Genomic DNA, 10754 nt, shown 5'->3' with positions numbered 1-10754 from the left:
ACGCATCCTTAAAACTTTAACCTTTAGCGATCGCCTAATTTATGAAAAATACAGCTCATACAGTTACTTTTATGTTACATTATCAATATTTATGTAATATGTAAAGATGCCAGCGCTCATTGCTATAGTTGCCAGAGAGGGAATATTCCCTGTCCTCAAAATGCGTTGGCGCAGCCTAGTCGCAGCTATATCGCGTACATATTCAAAAAAGCTCAATCCTAACTTACGAGTAGTAGCCACAAGGGACATCAAAGTATCCCAAGATGCAGTCCCTTCAGTAGTCTGAGTTCCATAACTAATATTGCGTCTCCTCACCATAGTCCTAGCAAGAGACTCCGCCGGGTTATTATGTAATGGCAATTCTGGATGCTCTAACACCAACAGCAACTCTGAGATTTTGGTAACAGTTAATCGTTTTCGTTGATCCAACTGCTGGTAACCACTCTGAGTAGCGAAAAGTCGAGAAAATTCAGAGCGTAGTCTTTTGGCAGTTGAAAGTGTGGGAGCATCTCTATAAGCAAGGTCTACTCGGTAATAATCCCAAAAATCATCCAAAAATTGCTCTAGCAGTTGTTGATGATAATCAACTAATGGGACTTACACAACTTAACTGCCAAAATTAGACTATAATGCTTCTAAATCAAGGATTTTACGTCGGAGAACTTGGTAGCAATCAAAGAGACAACCCCTGCTGCAATGCCTCCTTGCTTTGAAAAGTGGTGCCGACAGTTTGATGATTGTTGGAAAAACCCACCTCAAATGAAGAAATTTACTGATGCAATGGTACGCTTTTCGTACAGCTATGTCTTTCCGTTTTTTTGATTGGTTAACTAATAACCGTGACGTATTTGCCTCTTACAAAGAGAGTTTGGGCTATATTTGGGCTTAAAAGTTCTGTAAGTCCCACTAAGGGAGTTAACTTTTTATAATGTCGTCCCTCATGTACCCAACACAAAGCCAAATTATCGGTTAGTAACTTGAAGGTAGGTGCATCATCACTGATGAGAGTTTGTATTACTGGCCAGTCAGTTTGGTGATGATAAAAAGCAATTGCTGCTGCTTCTAAAATACGTTTACGTTGGAGAGACCCTAACAATGGTAAATATCTATTTAGTAGCCCATTAAACTCTGTGGAATTCAATACAGTTTCTTGGGGCAACAATTCGAGAGAATTCGGTAGTGCAGAGCGCAAAGCGTGGGATAAGTAATTAAGTCATTCCAGTTCCAAGGAGCGATATAGCTGCCACACTTGCTACGCCAACGCTAAACCTGCCCTCTGTGCTGCTGTATTGCCCTTACGAGTATTAATCCAAATCCAATTGAAATAGGCGATACGGCGCTCCGCCACGCTCCGCGAACGCTAATCTCACTATTATTAATGTCTGCTCCCAAACCTTAGCAAATTTATTCTGGGGTGCGATGCCATCGGCCATTGTGTTGTCTGACAATTCCATTCGTTCGCTCTAATTGCTGTGTCTGGTCTCTTCCGATAATATGCTTAATTTCAGGAGGCACCGGCTCGTTCATATCCTCCCCAATCATGGGTATGCCATTGTCTACAGTTAGTTTTACCTTCTGTATTAACTATCAGTTCTTCAATAAATTCGTCAGTATGCTTACCAACTCTCCCTGTGAGAATCAATCCACTTGAGGATCCTTGAGTCATCCCGATCCAACAATCACCTGCTCTGAGTTCATTCAACTGGCAGTGCTTTTGTGTCTTGAGTGCGTCTTACATTCTGGGGAGACCTCACCAATTAGCACTCGCTTTTTTTGGACATTCATACCAAAATTCATCTCCACTGATTTGTGAGGTTTCGATATGCCCGTACATGAAGATTATGAATCATTTGTCCTTTTTGAGAGGCAGCTCTCACCAAGCTCACTACTGTATTATAGGATAGATTTACTGTACGGCTAATTCCTCTTAAACTACTACCCTCAACATCAGCTTGCAGAACTATACGCATTTTTTCTGGTTCAATTTGCCGACGATACTGTAGGGTATGGAAAGTAGAGCGTGTTTGCCCAGCATTCCGCAGGAAAAGTTTGTAGACATTCGGGACAATAGTACCGTTGGCAACATTAACTGTTTTTTCCGTGCTTGTGGACTTTGTGATCACCACAGAGAGGACATTCCATCATCGTTTCAACTATTAAGGGACAATGTTCATATTACCATTCCCACACTTTACTGATGCACTACCAAAGAAATCCCACACCTGTTGACAACCTATACGAAATTGAATTTGCGGTCAAAGACACAGGAATCGGAATTCCAACAGATAGATTAGAAAGATTATTGAAACCTTTTAGTCAAATAGATGCTTCAATGACCAGGAATTATAGCAATGTGCGCTCAGGTATTTACAATGTCCAGCTCAAAGTGCAGTAAGCGAACAGGTGTACAAAAAATAATGTGTAAATATGCCAGCGCACATTGCTATATTAAGGTACAGGTTTAGGATTAGCTATTAGTAAAAGGTTAAGTGAGGCTATGGGTGGCCAGATGTGGGTGGAAACTGAAATAGATAGAGGTTCTACATTTCGCTTTACTATGATGGCAATGGCAACTAACACAAATACTGAATCTAAGCTCAAAAAATCACAACCTGAACTTACAGAAAAGCAAGTACTTGTAGTTGATGATAATGCAACTAATCGCCAAATTATCACTCTATAAGTAGAATATTGGGGAATGAATGTCACAGCAGTGGAGTCAGGAGAAACAGCTTTAAATTTACTCCGCTCTGGGGAAATTTTTGATATTGCAATACTAGATTTACAAATGCCAGAAATTGAGAAATGCTGCTCATGCTCTAAAATCTCTTAGCTTAACCATAGGAGCGAATAATTTAGCTCAACTATGTGGACAATTAGAAGCAATAGGTAATATAGGCACAACGTCAAAATCAAGATGATTGGTTAATTGTAGTGGCTATGCCCAGATCGGAATTTGCACCACAAATTAATCACAAAATTAAAATAACTATCTTTTTATGTTTATTCGTAATGGCTTTGGTTATCTACTTACCAATGTCAATTTCTCACTGGATAACTAAACCAATATACAAATTATTAAAAGCAGCTCAAAATAATATTATTAATGAAGAAGATTTATCCTCGACTTCAAAAAAAGTTTGGTTTAAAGAAATTGAAGATTTAGTATAATCATTTAATCAAATCAATGAAAGTCTGAAAAAAAATTCTAGAGAAAGCGATCGCTTTTTTGATATTTCTCTTGACTTATTAGTAATTGTTGGTACTGACGGTTATTTTAAAAAGCTTAATTCAAGTTGGCCAAGAGTTTTAGATTATACAACAGAATAACTATTAATAGTACCTTATATTGAGTTTGTACATCCAGCAGATAGGGATACTACTCTTGCAGAAGTCCAAAAAATTACTGATGGCGCTAAAGCTACAAAATTCCAGAACCGTTATCGGACTAAAGATGCTTCGTATCGTTGGTTAGCTTGGAATAGTATTCCTTTTTTAACAGAAAATTTAATCTATGCAGTGGTACGAGATATTACGGATGAAAAAGAAAGTTTAGAAAGTATTCTTCATAATCAAGCCAAATTAATAGAAGTAGAAAAAACCGCTGGTATAGGCAGTTGGGAATATGATTTGAATACAAGTCAATTAATATGCTCAGAAGAAGTATACAAAATTTTGGGTATACAGGAAAAATCGACTTTTGTAGCTATAGAAGATTATTTGAAATTAGTTGATTCTGATGATTTGCCAGTAATACAAAAAGCAATTGATTTAGCCATTAATCAAAGCCAAAGCGACCGACTCGATCTACGAATTTTATGCCCAGATGCTAAAAAAAATATATATCAATTACAGGAAAACCGATTTTTAATGAAGAAGGTAAAGTAATACAACTTTTCGGGACAATATTAAATATTACCGAACGCAAAGAAATAGAAACAGCATTACAAGAAAGTCAAGAAATATTTAGTCAACTAGCAGAAAATATCGATAGCGTTTTCTGGGTAAACGATCCTCAAAACAATCAAATTTTTTATATTTCTCCTAGTTATGAAAGAATATGGGGTTATCAACGTGATGAGTTATACAAATCACCCCACTCTTTTCTAGATACTATCTATCCAGAAGACCGCCCAAAAGTAGTGGAAGCTTTAGCAAATTTTACCGAAAATGTTATTATAGTGTTCGATGGTTAGAAATGTTGGGTTACGATCCAGATGATATTCCTCAAAATGTAAATTCTTGGGAAATGCTAATTCACCCAGAGGATAAAGTTTGGGTGATGGATGCTTTAAATTTGCACTTAGAAGATAGTTCATTTATCTATGCTTTTGACTATCGGTTACAAACTAAATCTGGTGAATGAAAGTGGATAGCAGTTTACGGTAAAGTTGTAGTCAGAGATGAAATAGGTAAACCAGTGAGAATGATTGGCACTCACAAAGATATTAGCGATCGCAAAGCAGCAGAAGTAACTCTCAAGCAACAACTAGAATTGGAAAAACTCGTTGCGAATATCTCTACTAGCTTTATCAAGCTAAATCCTAATGAAATTAATAATAGTATCCAGATAGCATTAAAACAGCTTTGTGAATTAATAGATGCAGATCGTAGTTATATGTTTTTAATAAGTAGCGATCGACTTCAAGTTAGTAATACTCACCAATGGAGAGCTACAAAAACAGAAGCTAAAATTGAAGTTCAACAGAATTTTCCTATAGATTATTTACCATGGATAATGGAAAAGCTGAATAAATTTGAGGTCGTACATATACCATTAGTCTCCAATTTACCTCTGGAAGCAAGCAGAGAAAAACGAATATTGTCAGCACAATCAATTCAATCTTTGTTGTGCATTCCTATGGTTTCTGGAGATGAATTAATTGGTTTAGTCGGTAGTGAATATATTCATGCTTTGATAGATAATTTGTTTTGTTCTTACGGGGACAGAGAAAGTCAAATTAAACCTATAATTCATGTAGAAGCGATCGCTCTTAATTTAGAAACTGCAATTCCTTGTGGTTTGTTAATTAATGAATTGGTGACTAATTCACTTAAACACGCTTTCCCTAATAATAAATCTGGAGAAATATGTATTGAATTATATCAATATCAACAAGAAAAAGTTTATTTTACAATAAAAGATAATGGTATTGGTATTCCTCCTGGTTTTGATTGGCAAAATAGTTCTTCTTTAGGGTTAAAATTAGTACAAATTATTTCTAAACAATTGAAAGCTGAAATTAATTTTGATAGTTGTAAGGGTACAAGGGTACAGTAGTTAATTTAAGATTTTATCCTCTCAACTATAAATCCAGATTTTAAATTACAGCGCTTTTCATTTCATTTCAATAAACCACAGTAGGGGCGTTTTGCTCCGCAACATATAAAGTGGCAGCTCTACGTTAGTAAATGGCCAAAAAGCCCCTACAGGATTTTGGTTATGACGATGTAGTTTATCTATCTGAAAAGCGCTGTAAGGGAAATGGAAAACCTTCACTAACTATCTTTGAGGAACTCCTATCCTTTCTCAAGTCATATCATGTCCGAGGGCAATCGTTTGTGTAAACCCAAGGGTGAATATCTACAGGAAATTTCAGTTTTTTTTCTTGCTCAATAAATAGCTTTCCTCCCTCTTCCCTCTTCTTTCTTTATTCTTTATTCTTCCTTCTTTATTCTTTCTTCTGCTATATTATAAATTTTACGCTCTTTCCAGCAAGGTTTGACTCACAGCTAAATCTACCATTAGTTTTAATTTACGTTTTTCCTGTTCTGCTAAAAGCAATTTCTGCTCTTTTTTCTGATTCTGAATATCAAGATTATGACCAATAGCCACTGGAATACTACCAATTAAAAAATTTATTGGTAAGCTCCCAAAATTTCCATCTCTAATTAAACCAGTAAAACTACTAATCATTATAAAGCTAAACCAACCAAGAGAAATAATATGTTTTCTTGGACGAAATTTTGATGTAGAATTATTAGACATATCTTCCCACTCCAAACATTGAATAAAATCATCTAGGTTCTTTTAGTTAGATCCTCCATGCCATGAGGAAATTCCGGAAATATAGTAGCGATCGCTCCAGTGAAAATTTGGCGTTGTATTAATTCGGGATTAATTATAGTATTGGAGAGAGGAAGTAAAACTAAAAAAGGGCGTTTTTGATTATAGGTATGATATGAATAGATTGCTGAAAACTATACACTTAATTCAAAATAAAATCTAGAAAAATCATACATTCATTTAGCAACGCCCTTCATTTAATTGTTTACAAAACATCAATTATCCATGTTCTTTTACTTTTGAACTAGAAGAAAATCAAATGTTCCTAAATTAATAAATTAAATATTTCTTCTGCATTCTTCAAAGCATTAGAGGGCTAAATCCATGCTTGACAGATAACTGACCAATTAGTTCCATTTTTTCCACAGTAATTAAATTACGTCCCCAAGAAAAATTAGTATATAACTTTTCAAACTCCAATAGCATTGACTCTGCAAAACAGGCAAACAACTGACGACCAGGCACATCCATATTGACAATGTTCATAATTTTCCAGTCAATATCAAGAGAGTGTTCTACTATTCCACCATTAAGAACATAGATTCCTTCTTGCTGAACTTGAGTCGCCATGTTTTTTGGATAACCACCGTCAATTAATAAGCAAGGTTTCTTCAAAACATTTGGATAAATTTCTACACCCTTGGGCATACTAGCTACCCAAACTATAACATCTGCCAGAGGTAAAGCTGCATTTAATTCTAAAATTTTACCTCGTCCTAATTCCGCTTGTAGATTTTTTAGCCGCTCTTGCTCGCGAGCTATCAATAATAATTCTGCCACTTCTGTTTGAGTATTCAACCAACGACAGACTCCACTACCAATATCACCAGTTGCCCCGCATACTGCAACTGTTGCTTTTGACAATTCGATTCCTAACTTTTGGGCAGCTTGTTCTACTTGCTGACAGAGAATATAGGCTGTATGAGTATTACCAGTAGTAAAACGTTTAAATTCTAATGTAATATTGCGGATTTGCTGAAATTTTTGCAAGTTAAAATTCTCAAAAATAATTGATGAGAAACCCCCTAAAGCAGTTATATCAATACCATGCTTCTGAGCATGAGCCATAGCATTCATTATTTTGCGAGTTGCTGCTTTGATTCGGCGAGCTGCTAGCATTTCCGGTAGAAAACAAGATTCTACATACTTGCCTTCAATTTTTTGACCTGTGATACTTGTTACTTTAATTGTATCGACTATTTGAGGCGGAGCGCTACACCAGAAATCAAGACCTTGATCTGCATATTCTGGATACCCTAGATCCCTTGCTACTGATTGGGCGTGTTCTAAGCTAGTTAGATGACCAATTAGACCAAACATTAAATTGTAAGTATTATTAGTAAGTTAGTTATTGTTGATGGTGTGTGGAAATCAGAGAGAAATTGGTATATGGCAGTTGGCAACTATATATTTTCACTATGAAAAAGTTTTTTGTTAAATGCTACGCCATTACTCATTCCTCGTCCTAATTTCCATTTTGATTGAAATTAACTATACGGCAGCTAGACCATAAGCTGACATACGCATGATTTCTCCAGTTTTAAAGCCAATATTGTCCAAAGCTTCGCCATAAGCAATCATAAAGTCTTCAACCAAAGCATCTTTTTCCATTCCCAGGGTCTTCGCATCTTTTTCCACCTGGTTCAACATTTTCCATACTACGGGTAAGTTTTGGCGGTTTGCTTTCTGTAGTTCAGCTTTGGAGTCTTGAAAATGCTCTTTTAGCCATACTTCGCCAAAGTTGAGGTGGGTATATTCATCTTTGACTACACCTTCAGTAATTTTCCGAGCAAAGGTGTCGGCAACTGGTATATAGATATTGTAGGCTGCGATCGCAAAGCATTCAATAATTAGAGATTGAATTAGCAAACAAGTAACTAAATTACCTGTTTTTGCTGCTTCTTGGAAGTTTGTATGTAGTGGCTCAAAAAAACTTTTGGCAAATTTCATATCTGGTGTCACCTTCAGATTTCGGCCACAAGCTTGAAAGCCTTTTTTGTGACGATTTTCCATTTTGGAGAGGTTCTTGAGTTCCTCTTCGTGGTCTGGTAGCATTTCAACCAGACTTATATAATTTTCGTATGCCTCTTGCTCTCCTTCAATCACAATTGCATTGATTCGGCTGTAGGCATCTTTGTAAGTTTCACTTTCAAATATTGTTTTGTCAGTTTCACTTTGAGAATCTATGGTAGAAATTGCTTCAAGCTTTGTCATCAGTTAGTTATCTCCTCATCAAAAAATTGCTTTATCAGGGCAAAGAAAAATATTTGGTTTATCTTAACTTAGCTTATAGTTTACTGTACCTACTTTCTAGAATAATTGCCTAGTCTAACTGTAATTTATTCGGTGAATTTGGCCTTAATCTTGGTAAGAACCTCCATTTATGTCAATTCTAGTTGAGTTTTTAGTATAAATACTTACTCAAAATTAAATTATACATTAATCCACTGACCATTTTAACAGAAACAATGAGAAGTCCCGCAAACTTTAGTCAGAGAAAGTTGTACGAGATAGAGACCGATATTATTATCAAAATACAGGGGAGCGACATCACCTAGTGTATGAACAAGGATTACCTGTGAAAGTTGAAGCATCCCTCGATGTTGTGCTATGGGCAAGCGGGGAAATATGTCAACCTCATAAGTACAGTGAATATTTACTTGGCTTACCTATTGATATTTTAGATTACACTTTGTTATTTATGGCTATTATTTACGTTGACCGCTGTTATATGTTGTCGTATTTTATAATGGCCAATATTTCTTTAATACTATCTTGGTTACAACGGCCCTTGACACTCTGCGCTCTACAGCGGTTTTCATTTGGGTAGACCACAGTAGGAACTTTCGATGGAACGTCTCTACAAAGTTTTGTTTGTGAAGATGTGGTTCATCAATTTGAAAAGCGCTGTAAAGAGACGCAGATTCTTAAGTAGCCCAAAATCGAACTCTTAAAGACGTTGTCAATGCGCCTCTACTTAGTTGACTTAAGTTGAGCTTAAGCCTTCGAGATACTTTTGTCAGAATGTTTGCAGCACCATTGCAGTCGGAATTAATCAAAAAACCTAAAAAGCGTCGGGAGGAAGTTAGCCAGACCGTTTTAACGGCTGGTTGAATAACGACACGCGGGTAATAAAGCGAAGTAAAAATCTGCTATACTAGAAATGGCAAGTAAGAACAAGGTTTGTCGCCATGACCAGACCGCACTTTGCGGTGAAACTCCGGTGGACAGGAGACGGGGGATTAACTTCCTACGACGGCTCAAAGCAAGTAGGCAGCTAAAGCAGCGAGAAGATTGCTCCAACCAGTGCGAGTAAAACCACTCGTGAAAGCTAACAAAAAAAAGTAAACTCACAGCTAGATTTCGGTCTATGCCGAGGAGTTTAGGAGTCTGCCCTTCAGGCTTTAAGCAAATGCGGATTTATGAGGGGCTGCGTGCGGAAGTAAATTCCGCACTTTAAACGCCCCGTCCCATTTGCGGTGGATTTCCCACAGAATCCAGGGTGTTTCAACCCCTGGAGATGTCAACCAAAGCAGATTGATATAAATCTCCCCTAATACGCTTTCCTGATGGTTCCCAGTGATCGGGTTTTTCACCGTATTTTGGCAGAGCATCATTGCCTAAAAACGATGATTGCCAGGTATAGGACTCCTGATTGTTCTACAAATTGCAACCCATATAAGTTACAAAGTTCCTCGATTCTTTCTTTGAATCTAGCATTAGGAACTTGTACAAACTTTTGATTGGTTTTAGTTCCCAATTCAATTGACTATTTTTGCTCTTTATTCCAACCAAAAACGACTGTACCAATTTCATGTTTTAAGACAATGATTAATAACCAATTTTGCTGTTTTGTTAACACCATCACCCATCTGACGATTACGTTGATTTTTGAACTTGAGATGTTTACCATCAATAATCAAGCTATGGCCCTGAGTCTCTACACAGGTTAAGCAATTGTTTAAACCGTGGTCAATGGAAAGTGCTTGATGGAAATCTAGTTTAACTGGTTGAGTTTTAATTTCATAATTGAAGAAGGAGACAGGAGGCAGGAGACAGGAGACAGGAGGAAAATTACATGGGGATTCGCTCCCCCAAGTAATGCGTGAACACCCCCGTTGACGGTGGGGTATTAAACCCACAAAGAAAATGATAAACTCAGTATAGAAACAACCATGACGAGGTCAAATCCTAATCTCTTTAATTAAGTCCCAGTCTAAGTTACTCGACATCGGAATCTAAACAGCGTCCAATCCAAACCATGCTTTAACTTTGCGTCCTAATGGAACTTTAATTTCTTGATCAGTAAGTTTGAGGGATTTTTTAGAATAATAAACAGTAAATAAACCAGGTTTTCAATAGTTAGCAGCCTTGGGTTTATTTGCTAATTCATCTTTTCCAAACAGCTTAAGTAGCTATTTAAAACTTCTCAAAGATTCAACAACACCGTTGCATATTTGTTGGGAACTAGAACCATAGATATCATTAAAATGTACCTTCCATTTCATCTGCCCACAAACTTCGCCTTGAGTGACAAATCTATTCTCTTTAAACCAGACTAGTCGGCCATAATAAACAGAACAATTGAATACCTTATTGGCCTCGCCACACAAGTATTCTAATATGGCTAATAGGTTTTGAACGGGATGCAGTAAAGCTTGTTGACATCCCATGTTTTTTGTTTTTT

General features: G+C 36.7%; 15 protein-coding genes and 3 pseudogenes. 10 read left to right on the top strand and 8 right to left on the bottom strand.

The features are described from left to right. Nucleotides 1-69: 69 nt before the first annotated feature. From F6K27_RS19625 to F6K27_RS19615, 3 genes and pseudogenes are all read right to left on the bottom strand, one after another. Entirely contained in the window at nucleotides 70-555 is a 486-nt protein-coding gene (locus F6K27_RS19625; protein WP_287276518.1) for a hypothetical protein, read from the bottom strand. A gap of 271 nt (nucleotides 556-826) precedes the next feature. After that, nucleotides 827-1141, bottom strand: a complete 315-nt coding sequence (locus F6K27_RS19620) for a hypothetical protein (protein WP_287276560.1) — start codon at nucleotides 1139-1141, stop codon at nucleotides 827-829. Continuing rightward, nucleotides 1138-2145: pseudogene (locus F6K27_RS19615) on the bottom strand (IS1 family transposase). Before F6K27_RS19615 ends, F6K27_RS19620 begins: the two are co-directional and overlap by 4 nt. 52 nt (nucleotides 2146-2197) lie before the next feature. On the opposite strand from F6K27_RS19615, the pseudogene F6K27_RS33825 reads away from it, so the two are divergent. From F6K27_RS33825 to F6K27_RS19580, 9 genes and pseudogenes are all read left to right on the top strand, one after another. After that, nucleotides 2198-2683 (top strand): annotated as a pseudogene (locus F6K27_RS33825) (ATP-binding protein). Nucleotides 2684-2698: 15 nt separating this feature from the next. Next, nucleotides 2699-2833, top strand: a complete 135-nt coding sequence (locus F6K27_RS19600; protein WP_287276519.1) for a hypothetical protein — start codon at nucleotides 2699-2701, stop codon at nucleotides 2831-2833. Further along, the gene (locus F6K27_RS33820) at nucleotides 2799-2921 is read left to right on the top strand and encodes an Hpt domain-containing protein (protein WP_353736024.1); all 123 of its coding nucleotides are present in this window, start codon (nucleotides 2799-2801) and stop codon (nucleotides 2919-2921) included. Before F6K27_RS19600 ends, F6K27_RS33820 begins: the two co-directional genes overlap by 35 nt. A 19-nt stretch (nucleotides 2922-2940) precedes the next feature. Further along, complete coding sequence (locus F6K27_RS19595; protein ID WP_287276520.1) at nucleotides 2941-3171, top strand: hypothetical protein; 231 nt, start codon at nucleotides 2941-2943, stop codon at nucleotides 3169-3171. 165 nt (nucleotides 3172-3336) lie between these two features. Beyond that, a pseudogene (locus F6K27_RS33815) lies at nucleotides 3337-3489 on the top strand (PAS domain-containing protein); the annotation flags it as partial. A gap of 30 nt (nucleotides 3490-3519) precedes the next feature. Continuing rightward, complete coding sequence (locus F6K27_RS19590) at nucleotides 3520-3888, top strand: hypothetical protein (RefSeq protein WP_287276521.1); 369 nt, start codon at nucleotides 3520-3522, stop codon at nucleotides 3886-3888. Then, complete coding sequence (locus tag F6K27_RS33810; protein WP_353736025.1) at nucleotides 3843-4196, top strand: PAS domain S-box protein; 354 nt, start codon at nucleotides 3843-3845, stop codon at nucleotides 4194-4196. Before F6K27_RS19590 ends, F6K27_RS33810 begins: the two co-directional genes overlap by 46 nt. A 2-nt stretch (nucleotides 4197-4198) precedes the next feature. Next, nucleotides 4199-4366, top strand: coding sequence for a PAS domain-containing protein (locus F6K27_RS33805; RefSeq protein ID WP_353736023.1), 168 nt, complete (start codon nucleotides 4199-4201; stop codon nucleotides 4364-4366). Nucleotides 4367-4426: 60 nt separating this feature from the next. Beyond that, nucleotides 4427-5281: an ATP-binding protein gene (locus tag F6K27_RS19580; RefSeq protein WP_287276523.1), complete on the top strand. Its 855-nt coding sequence runs from the start codon at nucleotides 4427-4429 to the stop codon at nucleotides 5279-5281. Nucleotides 5282-5701: 420 nt separating this feature from the next. On the opposite strand, the gene F6K27_RS19575 is transcribed toward F6K27_RS19580, so the two are convergent. From F6K27_RS19575 to F6K27_RS19565, 3 genes are all read right to left on the bottom strand, one after another. Further along, on the bottom strand, nucleotides 5702-5989 hold the full coding sequence (locus F6K27_RS19575) for a hypothetical protein (protein WP_287276524.1): 288 nt from the start codon (nucleotides 5987-5989) through the stop codon (nucleotides 5702-5704). Between the two features lie 378 nt (nucleotides 5990-6367). Then, nucleotides 6368-7387, bottom strand: a complete 1020-nt coding sequence (locus F6K27_RS19570; protein ID WP_287276525.1) for a long-chain acyl-[acyl-carrier-protein] reductase — start codon at nucleotides 7385-7387, stop codon at nucleotides 6368-6370. Nucleotides 7388-7558: 171 nt separating this feature from the next. After that, nucleotides 7559-8281 (bottom strand): aldehyde oxygenase (deformylating), encoded by a 723-nt coding sequence (locus F6K27_RS19565; RefSeq protein WP_287276526.1) that lies wholly within the window; start codon nucleotides 8279-8281, stop codon nucleotides 7559-7561. Between the two features lie 777 nt (nucleotides 8282-9058). Here F6K27_RS19565 and F6K27_RS19560 point away from each other — a divergent pair. Then, nucleotides 9059-9181 carry a hypothetical protein gene (locus F6K27_RS19560; RefSeq protein WP_287276527.1) on the top strand — a complete coding sequence of 41 codons (123 nt, stop codon included), beginning with the start codon at nucleotides 9059-9061 and terminating at the stop codon, nucleotides 9179-9181. A gap of 655 nt (nucleotides 9182-9836) precedes the next feature. On the opposite strand, the gene F6K27_RS19555 is transcribed toward F6K27_RS19560, so the two are convergent. Continuing rightward, nucleotides 9837-9980 (bottom strand): hypothetical protein, encoded by a 144-nt coding sequence (locus tag F6K27_RS19555; RefSeq protein ID WP_287276528.1) that lies wholly within the window; start codon nucleotides 9978-9980, stop codon nucleotides 9837-9839. A 502-nt stretch (nucleotides 9981-10482) separates the two neighbouring features. Further along, the gene (locus F6K27_RS19550; RefSeq protein ID WP_124143834.1) at nucleotides 10483-10740 is read right to left on the bottom strand and encodes a hypothetical protein; all 258 of its coding nucleotides are present in this window, start codon (nucleotides 10738-10740) and stop codon (nucleotides 10483-10485) included. Nucleotides 10741-10754 lie beyond the last annotated feature (14 nt).

It is taken from the genome of Okeania sp. SIO2F5, assembly GCF_010692685.1.
GTDB classification, from domain to species: domain Bacteria; phylum Cyanobacteriota; class Cyanobacteriia; order Cyanobacteriales; family Microcoleaceae; genus Okeania; species Okeania hirsuta.
The sequence above is the reverse complement of the archived record's forward strand: the minus strand, read 5'-3'. Positions and strand labels throughout refer to the sequence as shown.

Coding starts and splice junctions, on each gene's coding strand:
- F6K27_RS19600 (WP_287276519.1), top strand. CDS start 2,699: ATGAATGTCACAGCAGTGGAGTCAGGAGAAACAGCTTTAAATTTACTC.
- F6K27_RS19595 (WP_287276520.1), top strand. CDS start 2,941: ATGCCCAGATCGGAATTTGCACCACAAATTAATCACAAAATTAAAATA.
- F6K27_RS33805 (WP_353736023.1), top strand. CDS start 4,199: ATGTTGGGTTACGATCCAGATGATATTCCTCAAAATGTAAATTCTTGG.
- F6K27_RS19580 (WP_287276523.1), top strand. CDS start 4,427: ATGATTGGCACTCACAAAGATATTAGCGATCGCAAAGCAGCAGAAGTA.
- F6K27_RS19575 (WP_287276524.1), bottom strand. CDS start 5,989: ATGTCTAATAATTCTACATCAAAATTTCGTCCAAGAAAACATATTATT.
- F6K27_RS19570 (WP_287276525.1), bottom strand. CDS start 7,387: ATGTTTGGTCTAATTGGTCATCTAACTAGCTTAGAACACGCCCAATCA.
- F6K27_RS19565 (WP_287276526.1), bottom strand. CDS start 8,281: ATGACAAAGCTTGAAGCAATTTCTACCATAGATTCTCAAAGTGAAACT.
- F6K27_RS19555 (WP_287276528.1), bottom strand. CDS start 9,980: ATGGTAAACATCTCAAGTTCAAAAATCAACGTAATCGTCAGATGGGTG.
- F6K27_RS19550 (WP_124143834.1), bottom strand. CDS start 10,740: ATGGGATGTCAACAAGCTTTACTGCATCCCGTTCAAAACCTATTAGCC.